Origin of the sequence: Rufibacter sp. XAAS-G3-1, assembly GCF_013623775.1 — a bacterium.
GTDB lineage: Bacteria > Bacteroidota > Bacteroidia > Cytophagales > Hymenobacteraceae > Nibribacter.
Window position 1 is genome coordinate 284,398 of the sequence record NZ_JABFAM010000004.1, and the last position, 18,866, is coordinate 303,263.

Below are 18,866 nucleotides of genomic sequence, written 5' to 3' on the forward strand. Positions count from 1 at the left end.
TCGGGGCAGGTTTCACCTCCTCCGTGGCATAGCAGGCTGCCGTCACCGTCATATATTGATCAATGGAGTTGATGTACGGCGTGCAATTGCCCAGCACAAAACTGGCTGGCCATTCAGATTGCCGCCTTTCATAAACTAACAGTACTCTAAACACTGCAGTTCCAGCACTTTTACCCGCCGCCATCCAGTCTCCTGCGTTGGGCTGGCTACCTCGCAAGTCTGGTAGATTTGCTCCTCTTCAAAGGATGAATAAGCTAGGAGGCAGAGCAGACAGAGGGCATAGAAAGGTCACCTGCCAATAGGCTTTGCCTAGTAGAACCCGAACGATAAGTAAAGCCGCATGGGCAGATAAATCAGCCTCTCTCCTACTCTTCCGGCAGGCCTCCTTTATATATACCTGCATAAGCAACTTATAATAGCAGGGTTATAATATCTATTCTTTTTATCCTTCAAATTTTTTTTACCCCAACGTTCCCTAATCTTTTTCCAAAATCGCCAAGAAACATTACCCAGATATTATCAAAACCTTAATTTTCTTACACATATTCTACCATCTTCAAATAAAAGTAAGTTACAAAGTCCCTCACCCCTCCAAACCCAAGAAAGTCAAACGCTTGCAGAGCACTTTTTTACATATATATTTAGAAACACAAATGTTCCTAAAACCTAACAAACCAAAAACCACATGATGAAAAACTTACTAGTAAGCTTCGTGCTGCTGCTGACACTTGCCGGGCAAGTATGGGCGCAGGGACGAACTGTAACAGGACGGGTAACGGACGCAGCCACCGGCGAAGGAATGCCTGGCGTGACCGTCCAACTCAGAGGAAGCAGCACGGCTGTTCCTACAGACGTAAACGGAAACTACTCCATCAGTATTCCCTCGGCTGGTGGTGCGCTGGTGTTTACCTTTATTGGCTATGTAAATCAAGAGGTAGCCATAGGAACCCAAACGACCATTAACGTGCGCCTGGCATCAGATGCCCGGGCACTGGACGAGATTGTGGTGGTTGGGTACGGTACGCAGCTAAAGAGAGATGTGACTAGCTCCATCTCTCAGGTAAAAGGCGAGGCAATCGCTAACCTGGCAACCCCCAGCTTTGACCAGCAGTTATCTGGCCGGGCAGCGGGGGTGGTAGTACAGCAGCCTTCGGGTATTCTTGGCGCTCCTCCCACCATCAGAATCAGAGGGGTGAACTCCATTTCAGGAAACAACTCGCCTTTGATTGTGATAGACGGAGTGCCTGCTTCTTCTGGCAACGTAGGTGCTTTCACCAGTGTAAACGCTTTGGCAGACATTAACCCGAACGACATTGATTCCTACGAGATTCTGAAAGATGGGGCCGCTACCGCTATCTATGGTTCCCGCGCTTCTAACGGGGTAATCCTTATTACCACCAAACAAGGAAGACAGGGCCAGGTAAAATTCAACTATGACGGTTGGACAGGTTGGTCTAAAGCGACAGAATTGCACGATCTCCTGAATGCCGAGCAATTTGTAGAGATCCAGAATGAAAAGTACCGCAACGCAGGCTCTACCTCTTTGCCTGCCGTCTATGACGGTACCAACACCAACTGGAATGATTACGTGTACAGAACAGCGTTTCAGCAAAGCCACACCTTATCTGCCAGTGCCGGAACAGACAGAACCAAGTATTACGTGTCTTTAGGGTACACTGACCAAGAAGGAATTGCGGTGGCCAACAGCCTAGCGCGTTACAGCTTGAGAGCCAACTTAAACCAGAAAATATCAAAAAGGCTCACCTGGGATGTGCAGACAGGACTTTCGCACCAAGATAACTTAGGCCCTCTGGTAGGCACCAACAGCTTGTCTGCGAACACATTCTCTGTTATCCGCATGTTGCCTAACGTGGCAGTGTATAACCCAAATGACCCTACCGGTTATAACATTGACGCCACCACCCGCAGCTCCCTAGGCAGAGGATCCAACCTCATCACCATTGCCAACGGCATTCCTAACCAGATGTTTGTACTGGAGAACAACCGCCGGAAAGGTAAAACCTACCGCTTTGTAGGAAATACCTCTTTGAACGTGAACATCATTGAAAACCTGAATTTTAAAACGTTAATAGGTACGGACTTCAGTATTATTGAGGATTTCAACTACACAGACCCCAGACATGGCGATGGTCTCTCTTCCGGCGGAACGCTTTCCCAGGCCTACAGCCCTTTCTACACCTGGAACTGGCAGAATATTCTTTCTTACAACAAGTCTTTCCAGGACACCCACAACTTTGACGCAACCTTAGTGGCCGAATACACCAAAAGCCGCTCTTCTTTCTTCCAGGCAAGCGGTACCACCCTGTCTGACAGATTCTTCAATCAGAACATCCAGTCCGGAACGTTGACTACCCAGCAGATCTTTGGTGACCTGGAAGAAAACGGTTTGGCCTCTTACCTGGCCAGGGTAAACTACAACTACAAAGGAAAGTACTACCTGGGAGGTTCTATTCGGGCAGATGGTTTGTCAAAACTATCTCCTGACAACCGTTGGGGCTATTTCCCTGGCGTATCTGCGGCCTGGAGAATCTCTGAGGAAGATTTCTTCAAGAACTCAGCGTTCATTAGCGTCCTTAGTGACGTAAGAATCAGAGGCAGCTACGCTGAAGTTGGCAACAGCGGTATTACCAGCGGTAACTATGGTTATTTGGGCAGCTTTGGCTCTGTACAATACGGCGGAGAAAGCGGTATCTCTTTCAGCAACACCGGTAACCCGCTGTTGAAATGGGAAACCCAAAAGATATCTGACATCGGCCTTGACTTGGGCTTCCTGAACGGACGAGTAAACTTTGAGTTTGCCTACTGGAAGAAAGACAATGATGACATTGTGTTAGGAGCTCCAACTCCTCCGTCATTAGGAGTACCCGGCAACATTATTTACAGAAACATTGGCAGAATGGTCAATGATGGATTAGAGTTTGCGTTAAGCGGTAACGTGATTGAATCTTCCAGATTCACCTGGAACTCAAGCGTGAACTTCTCTACCCAGAACAATGAGGTAAAAGAGTTGGTAGACGGCCAGGACATTATTGGCGCCTACAACATCATTAGAGTGGGCGAGTCTTTCCAGTCTATCTACGGCTACGTGTATGAGGGTGTGAACATGGCAAACGGAAACCCTATCTTCAAGAAAGCCAACGGTTCTCTAGTACAGGGCGATATCAACGGCAATTCCTACAAAGTATATAACCCAGCCAACCCAACAGATGTTTCTCAGGCAGCCTCTTTAGGCGCGGGGGATAAAGTTGTGTTGGGCAGTGCCTTGCCAACCTGGTTTGGTGGGTTTGACAACAACTTTAAGTATGCCGGTTTTGACCTGAATGTTTTCTTCCGTTTCTCTGGAGGGAACAAAATCATGAACCGCACCCGCCAGGATCTTTTAACCATGTTGTTTGAGAACAATGGCACTGAGATCTTAGGCAGATGGCAAAGCGCAGAGAACCCGGGTGATGGGCAGACTCCCAAACTAAGACAAGGAAGACAACTCATCATCAACACAGAGAACGAGGCCTCTTCCCGGTTTGTGGAAAGCGGTGACTTCCTGAAATTAAGCAATGTGACGCTTGGCTATACCGTGCCAAAAACGTTTACCCAGAAATTCAATCTTGAAAGAGTGCGGGTGTTTGCCCAATTGCAAAACGCGCTCACCTTTTCCGGGTACAAAGGCCTGGATCCAGAAATGTCTTCTTCCATTGGGGTTGACTACAATACAAACCCGCAACAAAGAGTCTTCTCTCTTGGCGTAAACCTTGGGTTTTAATTTTCAGATCTAAACTTTCAAAATGAAAAATCATACCATAAAACGGATTTTAAAAGTTGCCTTAGTGGCACCTTTGTTTTCCTTGTCCTTCGCAATGACTTCCTGTGAAGACGAGGTAATAGAATTGGAGGCCCCAGACAGATATACTGAGGTGGGAGCCTTTGAGTCGGCGGCCAGAATTCAACTGGTGATGAACGGTGTCTATGATGCCGCCCAGAGCGGGTTCTATGCCGCAGGCGCGGTGAGGGGGTATCCATTTGGGGCGGCAAGCACCGCCCAGGGAGATACCAGGGGCGAAGACATGCTCAACATGGAGGCCTTTTACCAAGCCACCTATGAGAACCTGTACAACCCTACCACAGCCAACAACCAGTACATGTGGGAAACGCTGTACGCGCTCATCAACAAGGCCAACGTGGCTATTGAAGGAATCAAGGGTGCCGCCACTTCAGGCATCATCACAGAGCAGACAGCCGCTGAGTACGTAGCCGAATGCCAATTTCTGAGAGCGTTGGCGCTGCATGAGTTGATCACCAACTTTGCCCGCCCCTACAACCATACCGCAGATGCGTCGCATTTGGGCGTTCCTATCAGGCTAACGGCGGTAAACACGCCCGCCCGCGTAGATGAAGCGAAAACCCAGGGCCGCAACACGGTAAAGGAAGTATATGACCAGATCCTGTTAGATCTGAATACCGCCGAGACAGCGCTTCCGGCCACCAGAGGCACTTTCCAAATCACCAAGGCTACCAAAGGGGCTGCCATTGCGCTTAAAACACGGGTATTGCTCCACAAAGGAGATTATGCCAATGTGGTAACCGAAGCCTCTAAGCTGGTCACCGGCGATGCGGCTCCTTTCACCAGCCCAATTGGCGGGTATAAATTAACCGCTGAGCCATCTGGGCCGTTTGGTGCCAACAACAAAAATAACACAGAGTCTATTTTCTCTATTCTTAATTCTGCCATTGACAATGCCTCTACCAACGGTGCCTTGCCACAGATGTACGGATCAGCTCCAAACCGGGCACTTGTGGCTATCAGCCCCGTTATCTGGAACCAGGCGTTCTGGCCGGTGTCCGATAAGAGAAGAACCCAGTTGACAGATGTAAGCACCAACAACTACCTGTACACCACCAAGTACAACGGTGACAAGGTAACCTGGGCCGACAACACCCCTATCATCAGATATGCCGAGGTATTGCTGAACATGTCTGAAGCCATTGCCCGTACTGCTGGGGCAACTCCTAAAGCCCTGGCACTTTTGAATGCCGTAAGAGGAAGAGCTACCACTGATGTCTATACTGAGGCGACCTTGAATACTCCTCAGAAACTCATTCAGGCCATTGTGAATGAGCGTAGAATAGAGTTCCTGGCAGAGGGCTTACGCTGGAAAGACATCTTCCGGTTAGCCGTAGAGGGTGTCTATGTGTACAAAGGCATTCCTGCTAAAGTGACAAAAGGCAACACTACCGCCGCCGACTACGCTGCCGCTAGTGGCACCGTGAGAGCAGCAGCCTTTGCGGTACCGGCGGTGCCTTACGAAGATTTCAGGTTTATCTGGCCTATTCCTACCAGCGAGACCTCTGCTAATCCGGTTCTAGCAGGCCAGCAGAATCCTAACTACTAATCTCCTTAACAAAACAGCCTACTAAGTTAGTAGGCTGTTTTGTTAACCATTGTATCTATTGCAATTCTTGGATTCCTTTGCCTCAGCAGTTGTTGGCAGCTCTGTTTTAGGCTTACTTTCGCGAAAAACATGTCTAAATAAAGTTGCCGCCAATTCACGAAATCCTAACCAGTTTCAGCTTCAGAGCAACCTACCAGTGTCATCTTTATCCTTCCTACTAAGCGCAGAACCTAGTGAACTCACCAGAAAACAGCAGAGGCGCTCAATGAGCGCCTCTGCTGTTTTTGCCTTACTTTTCCTAAAACAAGCCAATTTCAGCTTTTCTGCTTAAAGGCTACTGGTACTGAATGTACATGGGTTTGGGCGTGAGGGCCAGCACCTCTTTGGGGGGGTACAGCTTGGAACCCGGCTTTTTGGTGTCATTGTGGTAGAAAATCTTGAAGCCGGTGTACTGTACGGGCTCCTTTTTGATGTAGGCGTTGTAGGTGCTCTTTTTCAGAACCCGGTCGCCCCAGCCGTCCATGTGCATCACAAACTGTACGTTGGGCCTAAGCTGGATGTCTTTGTAGTTGGTGACCATGCGCTGCGTGAACCGGTGCACTACCAGGATCTTAGGCGGCAGGTTATACTTCACGGCAATATCATTCAGGAAATTAGTGGCGTAGTTGATCTCCTTCGCGTCCAGCGTACCAATCTTACGGCCTGGGATCGCTCCGTTCTTCATCGCGAACTCGGGGTCAATGCCCAGGTGTACCTGCGGCAGTTTCAGCCATTGCTCCAGCCTTGGTATTTCGTCCTGCACGGTGCTGCGCCCAATCTGGATGTCCAGGAACACGAGGGCGTTTCTTCTGGCGGCCCAGGCAATGACGGTGTCTGCCAGGTGGTCGCTCATTCTTAGGCGGTACGTGCCTCCTTTGCCTGGTTTCCCCTGCGCGGTGACAAAGACCAGGTGAAGCGCGGGCTGCACGGGCGTACCAGGGTCAGCGGCTTGCCAGGCTTTCACCTCACCGTCCAGTTTAGCCAGCATTTTATCAGGGGCAATCTCGCCCAGAATCCCCATTCGTTTGGAGAGCGGGTTTCCGTAGAAGGCCACAATCCGTTTGTGCGGAAGAATAGCCCCCGGGTTGTCGGCGGCCTCATCTCTTATAGGAGCTTCGGCGGGAGCAGTTGCCGCCGTAGAATCACCGGCGGCGGTAGAATCTGCCGGGGCCGGAACGGCGGCTACTTTTTTAGTCGTATCTGTGGCGGGGGTATGGCTGGCCGAAGCCACGGCGGCCTGGGCGCCGTTTGTTTCTTTTTGTGTCCCTTCAGAATTACAGGCGGTAAGCAACCCAATACCAACGGCGCACCATAGCGGCAGGCGGTTGCCTTTTCTCATCATTTTCAAGTTCATGCGGTACAAAATAGATAAAGCAAGATAGGCGGTTTCCCTCTTTAATCGTCAGGAAGATACTCCTTTTCATTTGCTTCTCCACAGAAAATGCCCCATTCTTGCTACATTCAGCCCATAGGCACAGCTAACCAATGCCTCTGGTTGCCTGCCTGGCGGCTACCCGCCCCCTTCAGAAACCGCTGCTTCTTTCATCGGATTCGGCGCCCCGAAACGGCATATTGGCTGGAACCCGCCTTTCTTCCGGAGATATTCTCCTTACTTGCCTTCCTTCTTTTCGTATACAGTACCTTTACCGGAAACAAAGCGCCCCGCCATGGAAAAGATCAACCGTGTATTGTTAATTGACGACGATGACATCACGAATTACATGAACACGCGCGTGCTCAACAAAGCCGAGATTGCGCGGCAGATTGATGTGGTCACTGACGGACAGGCGGCCCTCACCTATTTGAGCAACCCCGAGCACCTGCAGGCTGACCTACCCCTGGATTTGATTCTGGTGGATATTAAAATGAGTGTGATGGATGGCTTTGATTTTCTGGAACGCTACCAACACCTGGCCCCTGAACGGAAGGCGAAAAAACTGTTTGCCTTGTCCTCCTCGGCCAGTTTCTATGACTTGCACCGCCTCAAGGACTTTCCAGATGTCAACGGCCACCTCTCCAAGCCCCTCACCCAAGCCGATGCCACTCACCTGATCAAAGAGCACTTCTTCAGGTCATCTGACGAAGATGCCACTCCTTTAGAATCGTAGCCCCCTGAAGGCAAGAACCACCGCCCTGTTTCTTGGGTAGTTTTGGAAAAGTAGTGATAAACTAGAATATTCCCTCGTTTGCGTCCCACGAGTGTGGGTTACCTGCGACCTCTGGCCGCTTCTTGGCATAAGTACCCAGACAGAGTACTTTCTATTTCTACTGTCCTACCTTATTGTCAATCCTGAAAGGATCTTGTGGGCAGAACATCTTTGTAGTAAGCGCAATTACCGTTGGCTACCAAGATCCGTCCAGGAGGACAACAAAGAAGCAGGCCAAACGAAGGTAGTCTCCAGACTTATTTGTGGTGTTTTCAAAGCGGCGGGACGCCGAAGGTAGCCCATACTCGCGGGAGGCGAGCGGGAGAATATTCTGTTTATAAACAAGACATCCGTTTTTGGCCAGTTTTACAGAAAACAGACCAAAAGCGGATGTCTTTATTTCAGGAAAGAACCAATACCAACCAGTATTTACCTGCTTTTACTGATTGTCTGGCGCAAGCGGACGCTTGCGCCAGAGGTATGCTGATGGGGTACTATTCCCTGCCTCGGCGCTCTGGGGCTCCCAACGTGAATTCCTGTGAGGTTTTGTTTCCGTTGGCCTCTATTTCCACCACGTATTTTCCCGGGCGGAGATACAGAAGCTGGTTGGCCGCAGGCATCACCTTTTCTGGGTCGCCAGATCTGCGGCCTTCGTGCAGGGCTTGCTCATAGGCGCTGGTGTTGGCTGCGTCTAACGTGAGGTCATAAGCAACGTAATTCAAGCCGCGTTCGCTTTGGTCTTTCAATTCCTTCAGCACCAGCCCCTTCTCGGTTTTCACGCGCACGGTGGTGGTACCGGCGGCGTTCACAAAGTACGGAATAGTCAACGCTGGCGTGAAAGGCTCGTTCCAGGCCCCGTATTTCTGCCCCCACCACTCTGAATATTGCGGGGCCGTAATCTGGAAGGCGTGTACTCCTTTCTTCTGCACCTCTGGCGTCAATTGCCGCAGGTGCGCCACATTGCCTATGTACAGCGAACGGCCGTGCGTACCCACCACCAGATCATTCTCCCGCGGGTGGATTGCCAGATCATGCACTGCCACCGCAGGCAGCACATCACCGCCCAGTGCCTGAAACGTTTGTCCTTTGTCTAATGACACATAAAGGCCGTTGTCTGAGCCTACATACAAGATGTTCGGGTTTTCAGGGTCTTCCCGCACCACGTTTAGCGGCTCTTTTGGTAAATCTTTGCCAATTTGCTTCCAGGTTTTTCCGTAGTCCTGTGACACGTACAGGTAAGGCGTGAAATCATCCCAGCGGTACCCGTTCAAGGTGGCGTAAACGGCGCCTTCGTTTTCCGCCGAGGCGGCCAGCCCACTAATCCACATGTCCTTCGGCAGTTTATCAGAAATCTTCGTCCAGGTATAGCCCCCGTCACGGCTTACGTGGAGGAGGCCATCGTCTGAGCCGGTGTACAGCAACCCAAACTTTTTAGGCGATTCCTCAATGGTGGTGAGCGTGCCGTAGCCTACATCGCCGGGACGGCCGCCTTTGGTCAAATCACCGGACAGGGCTTCCATGTTCTCGCCTTTGTTCAGGGAGCGGTGGAAACGGTTAGACCCGAAGTACAGGACATCTTGGTTGTGGCGTGACAGCAGAATGGGACTTTCCCAGTTAAAGCGCAGTGGACGCTCACCCAGTTGGTGCTTGGGTTGGATGGACAACCGCTGCCCAGTGGCTTTGTTCAGGCGAAAATACGCGCCGTACTGTGAGCCGGTGTACACGGTATTGTTATCACGGTAATCTACCTGCACCATCATGCCATCACCGCCGCCCAAGCGCTGGTACGGGTAACGGCCGTTGTCTGTCCAGGCAGAACTGGCTTGGTACGTGCTGGGGCCACCCCACACGCCGTTGTCTTGCAAACCGCCATACACGTTATAAGGCTGCGCCATGTCAACGGTCACGGAGTAAAACTGCCCTACGGCCGGAGAATTGGCCTTGAACCAAGATTTGCCATCGTCATAGGTGATGTTGATACCGCCGTCGTTGCCGTTCACCAAATGCCCCGGGCGGGTAGGGCTCACCCATAAATCCTGATGGTCTGAATGGACGTTGTCGCCGCTAATCTCACGCCAGGTTTTACCGCCGTCTTCAGATTTGAGCAAAGGCACGCCCAGAACGTACACGTGGTTCGCGTTCAACGGTGACACCCTTATTACCCCGAAATAATAGCCGTAGGTATAATACAGGTCATCTAGGTAACCCTCGTGGGTTTTCTTCCAGGTTTTTCCGGCATCGTCTGACCGGTAGACCTGCGCACCCGTCACCGGCGTTTCAATCATCATGGAATTGGCATCTACCAGAAAATCTGACAACGCCACCGGTCTGATCTTATCTGAACCCACCATCTCTTTCACGGTGCTGCCCGTGTACTGGCGCGGGAAGTTGTTCTCGCTTAAAAAAGTATTGATGGCCGCATCATCCAGTTTCAGGAAATCTTCTTTGGAGAAGTCCTTGAATTGCTCTTTGCGCAGTCTGTTACCGGCAGCTACAGCGGGCTTCACCTCTTGGCGCAGGTCTTGGTTATCTACGCTGGCGTAAAGGATGTTGGGGTTCTGCGGGAAGATGCTCAAGCCAATCCTTCCAATGCCTCCAGTGGCTGGAAATCCGCTGGTACCGCCCGTGATGCGCTGCCAGGTATTTCCGCCGTCGGTGCTTTTAAAGATGCCCGAGGTGCTGCCGCCTTCCACAAAGTTCCAGGCGCGGCGCTCGCGGTGCCACATGCTGGCGTATAGGGTATTGGGGTTAGACGGGTCTATCACCAAATCTACCGCTCCGGTGTTGTCGTCCCCGCCTTTCAGGACGTGCTTCCAAGTGGTACCGCCATCGGTGGTTTTGTAGACGCCGCGCTCTGGGTTGGGGGAATACAAATGACCCAAGGCCGCTACCCAGGCCGTATTAGGGTCGGTGGGGTGCTGCATAATGCGGCCAATGTGATGGCTTTCCGGCAGGCCTTTGTACTGCCAGGTTTTACCGCCGTTTGTACTTTTGTAGATACCCACCCCCGAGTAAGAGGAACGGCTGGAGTTTGATTCGCCGGTACCTACCCAAATGGTATTCGTCTTCCAGTCCACGCTGATGTCCCCGATGGTGATCACGGTTTCATTATCAAAAAGCGGTTCAAAGGAAATGCCGTTGTTGGAGGTGTGCCACAATCCGCCGGAGGCGTAAGCCACGTAGAAATTGGTGGGGTCTGCGGGGTTCACGTCTACGTCTACCACGCGGCCGCTCATGACGGCGGGGCCCACATTGCGGAACGGCAGGTTGCTCACCAGGGAGTTTTTCTGCAGTTGCAACCGCTGCCCATAGCCCTGCAAGCGGGCCTTGGCGGGCGTGGCGGCGGGCTGTTTCTCTTTTTTCTGGGCCACCGCCGGAAGGCTCAATAGCCCCATGAGCAGGAGTGGGTACAAGGGTTTGCGTAGCATAAGGCGAACGGGAAGTAGTTTTGTTTAGCTAGGATTGGGTTTGGAGATCTGAAAATAGCGGAAAATCGGGAGTTAACGAAACATGGTATGGGGTTTGTCTTTGCCTTCATCCACAAATCACTTCACCTAGAAAAAGAAAGCTGTTTTGGGGCTGTTTTCCGGAAAACAGCCCCAAAACAGCTTTGGCTTATCTTGTAGCAAGCCTGTTTCAACTGGCAGTTCTTTTACCCAGAGCCGGGAGCATTCCCCCTTCTTCTTTTAGGTAAGCCCGCCTGCAACCAGAAACAGTCCTTTCTATAATTACTTAATAAGCAGTATTGTACGCACAGAAAATAGCGTCTACCTTGCTTTTACCCTACGTTTAGCCCCTAAGGCTATTGGACCACCTGCCCCAGGAGATTGTTTTCCTGCCCCGCGCGCTTCCACTGCTAGCTATAGCCTGGCTTCTCTCACAGGAGCAGCCTCTACGTTGCTCCGCTTCAAAAGCCTATACTCCTTCACTATCTTATTCAATCATAGAAACACACGCATGAATAGAGCTAAAATATTCTTCCTGGTCTTGTCATTGTTAGTGTTTACCCAGTGTGGCAGTGATGATGAAAACGAACCAACTCCTGATGAATTCACCGGGGAGTTTACCTTGGCCGGGAAAACATTTACGGGTTTGTGTATTGGCTCACCGGCATCAGGAATAGGTAACTTTGGGGTGGATATCTCCATCCATACCACTACTGCATCAACCAACACTTTGGTTTTGAGCAATGTACCTACCGCCAGCAGTGGCACAGTTGCTTTTAGTGATGGTTGGAGACAACCTTCTGGAACTACATTTGCCATTATCAACGCAGATAATATTTTCATGGCCACTAAACCGGGTGGTAGCATCACAAAAACAGGGGCAAAATCCTTTACCTTTACTTGCACCGTGTACAGCATTGTGGAAAGCGGGGAATACACCGTTACCGGCAAAGGCACCTATCAATAAACTCCTACCCGAGCCACCACCGTATCTTAGAAAGAATTAGCGCTCCGGTACCGCTGGGTATTGGCCGGGTATAAGGCCTCCGCGAACTTGAGCAAGGCTTGGCGGGTGAGGGCGGTATTTTCAAACATGCCCATGTGGCCCACGTGCCCCAGAAAATACGTCATGCTGTTCTGGGGCAGGTGGCACTGCTGCAAGACGGCCTCCAGGGGTACCGCCGGGTCTTCTTTGCCTACCAGGAAGAAAACAGGAAGCGCGGTGGTCTTGAGCACCTCACTTCTATCTGGTCGGTCACGCATGGCCTCCAGACAGCCCAGAATGGTTTCCAAAGGCGTGGCTTTGCCGATGGCCTGCATTCTCTGGATATCGTCTTTACAGGAAGTGCGGTTACTTTCCGCGAAAAGCGGGGCTACCAGGGTGTCCATAAACTTCTCTACCCCATGTTTCTGCACAAAGGCGGCGGTTTTGTCGCGGTTTTCCTTTTTCTCCTGGGTGTCTGGCAGGGCGCTGGAGTGGAACAGGCACAGTCCATACAACAGGTCAGGGAACAGTTCGGCCAAGGCCATTCCTACGTAACCGCCCATGGAGTGCCCAACCAACAGACATTTCTCCACCTCTAACGCTTTCAGCGTTTCCTGCACCTGCCGGGCTTGGTTCTCCATAGAGAAATCAGGGGCCATGGGGCTTTCGCCGTGACCGGGCAAGTCCAGGGCGATAATCCTGAACTGGTGCACGAGCGGTTTGGTGAAATCAGTCCAGAGATCTTTGCTTTCGCAGAAACCGTGAAGAAAGACGATGGCGGGGCCAGAACCGGCGTCTGTATAGGCAAGGGTGGTAGTAGTCATTTGGTCTTTTATTTTTAGCTTGGTTTACGGAAAGAAGGCAGAAAACAGTTATTTCCCGCTTCTAATTACCTTTTGTAATCATAAGGCTATGTGGTTCTAATTTGCCGCAACACAAGCCACGGCTCTTTTCTTACTGGTTCTACCGGCCATCAAAACCCCATGATTACCATAAAAGGTGGTTTTCTCTTTCATAAAACGTAGTGATCTCCTCAGAGAAAGACATCTGCTCCCGGAGAAAAGCATTTTGGCGGACACGTGCAGATCAATGATCATGTAAATAGCCAGCGCGAGCAGCCAGGAAATATCATAAATCTTGACTTTCTCTGGCTTAGGGCTGCGGGTGATGCCACAGGAATATGAAATAATTTCCTGGAAGATCCCATTTTTTAGAATTTGTTACCGGCAAAAAGGGTTCTTACTCCCATTCTCCTTAGGATACACGCTTCCTCTTTAGGGCTACTTTCTGGAAATTGGCCTAAAAACAAAAAGCCCTCACTGGTTTTGAAACCTGAGAGGCCTTTCTGTTTTATCTATCAAATCAATAATTACACCCGCACGGCCACATCCATGAGTTCACGCACGGCACGTTCAATGCCGGCGGGGTCAAAGCCGCAGAGGCGGTGCAGTTCCATCTGGGAACCGTGCTCCACAACCACATCTGGTATCCCGAGGCGTTTTACCTGGGCAGTATAGCCGTTGTCGGCCATAAACTCCAGCACGGCACTGCCGAAGCCGCCTTGCAGGCAACCATCTTCTACGGTTACTACTTTGTCGTATGTCTGGAAGATGTGGTGCAGCATGTTGGCATCTAAGGGTTTGGCGAAGCGCATGTCATAGTGGCCCGGGCGCAGCCCGTCGCGTTTCAGGTTCTGGCAGACCTCCACGGCGTAGTTCCCTATGTGCCCAATGGTGAGAATAGCCACCTCCTCTCCTTCCTGAATCACGCGGCCTTTGCCCACTTCTATCAGTTCCAGCGGGGTGCGCCACTCCGGCATCACACCTTCGCCGCGCGGATAGCGGATGGTGAAGGGCCCCATGCCGTCTTGGCTGGCGGTGTACATGAGATTCCGCAATTCCTGCTCGTTCATGGGCGAAGACACCACCATGTTAGGGATGCAGCGCATAAAAGCAATGTCATAAGACCCGTGGTGCGTTTGCCCATCGGCCCCGGCGAAACCGGCGCGGTCCAGGGTGAAAACCACGTGCAGGTTCTGGAGACACACATCATGCACCACTTGGTCATACCCCCGCTGCATAAAGCTGGAGTAAATATTACAGAACGGCACCAATCCCTGGGTGGCCAAGCCTGCCGAGAAGGTAACGGCGTGCTGTTCGGCAATGCCTACGTCAAAGGCGCGGTCTGGCATGGCCTTCATCATGATGTTCATGGAAGAACCGCTGGGCATGGCCGGGGTCACCCCCATGATTTTCTCGTTCTGCTCCGCCATTTCCAGCAACGTGTGCCCAAAAACGTCCTGGTACTTGGGTGGCTGCGGCGTGGTATGGTGCACCTTGTAGATTTCGCCGGTGACTTTGTCAAACAAGCCGGGCGCGTGCCACTTGGTTTGCTCTTTCTCGGCTAGCGCGAAGCCTTTTCCTTTCACCGTCACGCAGTGCAGGATTTTAGGGCCCGGTATCTTTTTCAAGTCTTTCAAGACCGAAGCCATATGGTTCACATCGTGCCCGTCAATGGGGCCGAAGTAGCGGAAGTTCAGGCTCTCAAACAGGTTGCTCTGTTTCAAGAGCGTGGCTTTGATGCCGCTTTCCACCTTGGCTACAATCTGCTGGGCGTTTGGCCCAAACTTGCTGATTTTGCCTAGAATGTTCCAGATTTCGTCGCGCACTTTGTTGTAGGTGCGCGAGGTGGTGATATCAGTTAAGTATTCTTTGAGCGCGCCCACGTTGGGGTCAATGCTCATGCAGTTATCGTTGAGGACTACCAACAAGTCAGCATCAGAGGCGCCGCCGTGGTTCAGGGCTTCAAACGCCAGGCCGGCCGTCATGGAGCCATCGCCAATGACGGCAATGTGGTGGCGGTCAAATTCTTTCTTGTACTGCGAGGCCACGGCCATGCCCAGCGCCGCCGAGATGGAGGTACTGGAGTGCCCTACGCCAAAGGCATCATAGGTGCTTTCTTTTCTTTTGGGGAACCCCGAAAGGCCGCCAAACTTGCGGTTGGTATGGAAATTATCGCGGCGGCCGGTCAAGATTTTATGGCCGTACGCCTGGTGGCCCACGTCCCAGACCAGTTGGTCATACGGTGTGTTGAACACGTAGTGCAGGGCCACGGTCATCTCCACCACCCCTAAACTCGCCCCGAAATGCCCTCCGTAAATGGACACGTTGTCAATGATAAACTGCCGTAATTCCTGGCATACCTGCAGCAACTGGTCTTCGGTCAGTTGGCGCAAATCTGCTGGCGAGTCAATTTTGGCCAACAGTTCTCCGGGTTCAATTATCATAGGGGTGCACTTGGGTGGATATTTATGCAACAACGTAAGCCTTTGAAAGTTTTAGCTTATACGTATCCGCACTCAGTCAAAGGGTAAAATTAAGGATTTTTTCTGAGAGGTCATTTTTTGTACCCGCCGCTGGGCGTTCATTTTTAAGCTGAATTGTGAAAAACAGCTTGAAAACAGCACAATTGTGGTTTTTGGGCTTGTGCTTCCTGTTTTGGTTGTAACCTCACCCCCAGCCCCTCTCCCGCGGAGAGGGGGGGCCCGCTGATGCGTTTTAAGGCTGTTTTTAGGAAAACCGGCCTAAAACGGGGTACCCTAAAGGTAGAGACCAGGCACTGCCTTGTCTCCTACACGCATTGCTTTCCAAGGTTGGTTTTTTCTGTGGGTGCAGATTTCGCCCCAGTGGTTTAGGGCTGTTTTACGGAAAATGGGCCGGAAACGGCATTGGCGTAGACACTCGTAGGAGCTGCGCGCACTATGAGGTCTTTGGAGCGGGCGGCATCGCAGAGAACGGGCCAGAAACGCTAGAAACCTGCGAGGTCTTGGAGACCTCACAGGTTTGAAACTAACTGGTGCGGAGCATCTGCTTGGGGACAGCGTACCAGGTGGCCGGGCACTCCTGGCAAATCCTGGACTGATGCGCCGTTTTTGGGCAGAATTTCAGAAATCAGCTCAAAAACAGGTTCTTCTGCGGCAAACGTTGGCAGATGGCGATACTAATCCGTAATTTTGGAAATTAAACCAATGCCGTACCGCCACACGTGAGTTTTGAGATAAAGCTGTCGCTCTTTGAGGGCCCATTTGACTTGTTGCTTTTCTTTATTGAGCGCGACGAGCTGGACATCCATGACATTCCCATCTTCCAGATCACCAATGATTTTGTGGGCTACATCCGGGCTTTGGAAACCATGAACATGGAGGTAGCCAGCGACTTCATTCTCACCGCGGCCACGCTCATGCGCATTAAGGCCAAGATGCTGCTGCCCCGTTTTGAGAAAGACGAAGAAGGCAATGAGATTGACCCCCGCCAGGAATTGGTGCAGCACCTGCTGGAATACAAGCGTTTCAAAGAAGTACTGGGCGACCTGAGTCTGCTGGAAGACGTGCGCCTGCAACAGGAAGAACGCGGCAATACGGACGAAGAACTGAGCAAGATTGCCGCCAAACACCAATTGGAGTACGAACTCAAAGACCTGAACCTGTACCACCTCATGCAGTCGTTCCACAAGGCCATGCGGCGGTACGAAGACGAGCAGAACCGTCCCAAGCACACGGTGGTCACCTACCCCTACACCATAGACCAGCAACGCACGTACATCAAGAACCGCGTGAGCGCCCAGGGCGTAGTGCATTTCACTGACTTGTTGCAGGCCTTCCCCGACAAGATTGGGTTGATCTTTAACTTTCTGGCCATTTTAGACTTACTCCAGCTCAACGAGATTGGCCTGGAGATTGCCGATGGGTTCAACAATTTCCGTATTGTCCCCTATTCTGAACACCAGCACCTGATACTCACTGACCATGGATCTGAATCGTAAGAAACTGCTCTCGTACTTCACGCCGCAACGCATCTTAATTCCCGTGGTGATTGGGTTGAGCGTGATTGGGTACATGTTCTATAGAGACAGCGCCTCCATGGACTTCACGCCGCTCTACAACGCCAAACCTTTCTGGCTGGTCATGACGTTTGTGGTACTGGTGATCCGAGACTTCGGGTATATTTACCGCATCAGGTACGTGACCGAGAAATTCCTGAGCTGGCGCAAAAGCCTGGACGTGATCATGCTCTGGGAGTTTGCCTCCTGCGTGATGCCCAGCGTGGTGGGTGGTTCTACCGTGGCCGCGTTTATCCTGAACAAAGAAGGCCTGAGTTTGGGCAAGTCTCTGGCGTACGTGATGGTGACGGCCATGCTGGACAACCTGTACTTCATTATTGCGGTGCCGCTGGTCTTCCTGATTACCGCCGGTGATATTTTCCCCGAGGTCTCGGCCATGGAATTTTCTGTCACCCAAAGTCTGGAGATTGCCTTCATAGTGAGTTATCTGCTGATTGCGCTGTACGCCTTTATCATGGCCTACGGGCTTTTGATCAACCCTACCGCCGTCAAACGTCTTTTCCTGCGGGCCACGTCTTTTAAATTAACCCGCCGGTGGAGACCAGGTGCCTACAAAAACGGGAATGAACTGGTGTGGGCCTCGCAGCAACTGAAGGGCAGCACGTTCGGGTACTGGGCAAATGCCGCCCTCAGCACCGCCTTCGTCTGGACGGCCCGCTACTTTGTCATCAACTGCCTCATTGCCGCCTTCACAGACATCAGCTTCCATGACCACGTGCTCATTTTCTCGCGCAACATGGTCTACAAGATTGTGTTGCTGGTGGCCATCACGCCGGGCGGCGCCGGTATTGCCGAGGTCGCTTTCCCAACCTTCTTCGGGCAGTTCCTGGGCCGCTTCACCACCGTGATTGTGCTGTTGTACCGCGTGGTAACCTATTACCTGTACCTGGTGCTGGGTTCTTTCTTCCTGCCCCGCTGGGTGCTGCGCGTGTTTGGCGAGCATCCAGAGGATGAGGAAGAAAAATAGCCCTGTTTTGGGCCTGTTTTTGCAGAAACAGGCCCAAAATGCCATTCCGCCGGGCACCCCATAGCCTGCGCTTCTTCCTTTCCATTGTCTCTTTTCCGCCGGAAAACCTACCCTTGTTTTGCGGGAGGCCCGGCGGTCTCCTACTTTTCCATTCACCTCCCTGCGCTATCTTCCGTAAAAGAAGAGGCCTGCTCTTCGCCGCGGGCGATGGCCTCCCGAGAGGGCGATTTTCTCTATGGGTAGCCGCTGCTTTTAAGGTGCCAAATAGCCAAAACTCAATTTCTCACGTATCTACTGTATTGCCTAATTTCTAAAGGGCATCTAGTCAGACACTTCAAAAACTATAAATTACTCCTATGGACATGACAGCAACCAGATCAACTACTTCTACCCAAAGTATTGGAGTTCGTTATGGCGTTCTTTCCGCCGTGGTGATGATCATCTATTACATCGTGATTAACTTACTTGGCCTGCAAGACAGTGAGCTTATCCGTTTTGGAAGCAATATTTTCATACTGGGGGCGGTGGTGCTGGCCATTGGCACGCTCAAGAAAAAGCATGATGGCCTCCAGAAGCGAATCCCGTATCTGCCCGGCCTGGCCATCGGCTTTCTGGTGGGCTTGATTGGGGCTGGGCTTTTCGCGGCCTTTATCCTGATCCACGCCATCTTCATTGACCCGGGCTATGCCGGCGTTCTTCAAAACCAAGACTATTACGGCGTCCGGTTACCGCTCTTGATGGTGGCAGGCTCCGTTGTGATTCTGGGCACGGCCGTTGGTGCCATGACTGGTTATATCCTCATGATGGCTTTCGATAAGTCTGGCGGGAAGTACACCCAAGACCATTGATTCTTCCCTTTTCAGCAGCTGTTTTAGGCCTGCTTTTCTAAAAACAGGCCTAAAACAGACCCGCATTGGTGTTCTACGGCAACCCTGATGCGGTTTTTAGCTTTGCGGTCAACGGTACGGGATCATT

11 protein-coding genes are annotated in these 18,866 nt (G+C 51.6%); 7 read left to right on the forward strand and 4 right to left on the reverse strand.

Features of this window, described 5'->3' with window-relative positions:
- Window positions 1-685 precede the first annotated feature (685 nt).
- On the forward strand, window positions 686-3,781 hold the full coding sequence (locus HHO50_RS03745) for a TonB-dependent receptor (protein WP_255478579.1): 3,096 nt from the start codon (window positions 686-688) through the stop codon (window positions 3,779-3,781).
- 22 nt (window positions 3,782-3,803) lie between these two features.
- On the forward strand, window positions 3,804-5,408 hold the full coding sequence (locus HHO50_RS03750) for a RagB/SusD family nutrient uptake outer membrane protein (RefSeq protein WP_255478580.1): 1,605 nt from the start codon (window positions 3,804-3,806) through the stop codon (window positions 5,406-5,408).
- A 334-nt stretch (window positions 5,409-5,742) separates the two neighbouring features.
- Here HHO50_RS03750 and HHO50_RS03755 read toward each other — a convergent pair whose 3' ends face one another.
- Window positions 5,743-6,801, reverse strand: coding sequence for a hypothetical protein (locus tag HHO50_RS03755; RefSeq protein WP_219921429.1), 1,059 nt, complete (start codon window positions 6,799-6,801; stop codon window positions 5,743-5,745).
- A gap of 313 nt (window positions 6,802-7,114) precedes the next feature.
- Between HHO50_RS03755 and HHO50_RS03760 the strand changes: the two genes are divergently transcribed.
- Complete coding sequence (locus tag HHO50_RS03760) at window positions 7,115-7,555, forward strand: response regulator (RefSeq protein ID WP_181304655.1); 441 nt, start codon at window positions 7,115-7,117, stop codon at window positions 7,553-7,555.
- Between the two features lie 533 nt (window positions 7,556-8,088).
- On the opposite strand, the gene HHO50_RS03765 is transcribed toward HHO50_RS03760, so the two are convergent.
- Window positions 8,089-11,022: a glycosyl hydrolase gene (locus HHO50_RS03765; protein WP_181304656.1), complete on the reverse strand. Its 2,934-nt coding sequence runs from the start codon at window positions 11,020-11,022 to the stop codon at window positions 8,089-8,091.
- Window positions 11,023-11,551: 529 nt separating this feature from the next.
- On the opposite strand from HHO50_RS03765, the gene HHO50_RS03770 reads away from it, so the two are divergent.
- Window positions 11,552-12,007, forward strand: coding sequence for a hypothetical protein (locus tag HHO50_RS03770; RefSeq protein ID WP_181304657.1), 456 nt, complete (start codon window positions 11,552-11,554; stop codon window positions 12,005-12,007).
- Window positions 12,008-12,033: 26 nt separating this feature from the next.
- Here HHO50_RS03770 and HHO50_RS03775 read toward each other — a convergent pair whose 3' ends face one another.
- Window positions 12,034-12,849, reverse strand: a complete 816-nt coding sequence (locus HHO50_RS03775) for an alpha/beta fold hydrolase (protein WP_181304658.1) — start codon at window positions 12,847-12,849, stop codon at window positions 12,034-12,036.
- A 545-nt stretch (window positions 12,850-13,394) separates the two neighbouring features.
- Entirely contained in the window at window positions 13,395-15,311 is a 1,917-nt protein-coding gene (gene dxs, locus HHO50_RS03780) for a 1-deoxy-D-xylulose-5-phosphate synthase (RefSeq protein ID WP_181304659.1), read from the reverse strand.
- A 758-nt stretch (window positions 15,312-16,069) separates the two neighbouring features.
- Here dxs and HHO50_RS03785 point away from each other — a divergent pair.
- From HHO50_RS03785 to HHO50_RS03795, 3 genes are all read left to right on the forward strand, one after another.
- Window positions 16,070-16,846, forward strand: coding sequence for a segregation/condensation protein A (locus HHO50_RS03785; RefSeq protein WP_181304660.1), 777 nt, complete (start codon window positions 16,070-16,072; stop codon window positions 16,844-16,846).
- Window positions 16,830-17,891 carry a lysylphosphatidylglycerol synthase transmembrane domain-containing protein gene (locus HHO50_RS03790; protein ID WP_181304661.1) on the forward strand — a complete coding sequence of 354 codons (1,062 nt, stop codon included), beginning with the start codon at window positions 16,830-16,832 and terminating at the stop codon, window positions 17,889-17,891. Before HHO50_RS03785 ends, HHO50_RS03790 begins: the two co-directional genes overlap by 17 nt.
- A 356-nt stretch (window positions 17,892-18,247) precedes the next feature.
- Window positions 18,248-18,739, forward strand: a complete 492-nt coding sequence (locus tag HHO50_RS03795; RefSeq protein ID WP_181304662.1) for a DUF4199 domain-containing protein — start codon at window positions 18,248-18,250, stop codon at window positions 18,737-18,739.
- Window positions 18,740-18,866: the final 127 nt, after the last annotated feature.

Excerpts from the sequence above, each read along its gene's own strand:
- HHO50_RS03745 (WP_255478579.1), top strand. The coding sequence starts at position 686 with ATGATGAAAAACTTACTAGTAAGCTTCGTGCTGCTGCTGACACTTGCC.
- HHO50_RS03750 (WP_255478580.1), top strand. The coding sequence starts at position 3,804 with ATGAAAAATCATACCATAAAACGGATTTTAAAAGTTGCCTTAGTGGCA.
- HHO50_RS03755 (WP_219921429.1), bottom strand. The coding sequence starts at position 6,801 with ATGAACTTGAAAATGATGAGAAAAGGCAACCGCCTGCCGCTATGGTGC.
- HHO50_RS03760 (WP_181304655.1), top strand. The coding sequence starts at position 7,115 with ATGGAAAAGATCAACCGTGTATTGTTAATTGACGACGATGACATCACG.
- HHO50_RS03765 (WP_181304656.1), bottom strand. The coding sequence starts at position 11,022 with ATGCTACGCAAACCCTTGTACCCACTCCTGCTCATGGGGCTATTGAGC.
- HHO50_RS03770 (WP_181304657.1), top strand. The coding sequence starts at position 11,552 with ATGAATAGAGCTAAAATATTCTTCCTGGTCTTGTCATTGTTAGTGTTT.
- HHO50_RS03775 (WP_181304658.1), bottom strand. The coding sequence starts at position 12,849 with ATGACTACTACCACCCTTGCCTATACAGACGCCGGTTCTGGCCCCGCC.
- dxs (WP_181304659.1), bottom strand. The coding sequence starts at position 15,311 with ATGATAATTGAACCCGGAGAACTGTTGGCCAAAATTGACTCGCCAGCA.
- HHO50_RS03790 (WP_181304661.1), top strand. The coding sequence starts at position 16,830 with ATGGATCTGAATCGTAAGAAACTGCTCTCGTACTTCACGCCGCAACGC.
- HHO50_RS03795 (WP_181304662.1), top strand. The coding sequence starts at position 18,248 with ATGGACATGACAGCAACCAGATCAACTACTTCTACCCAAAGTATTGGA.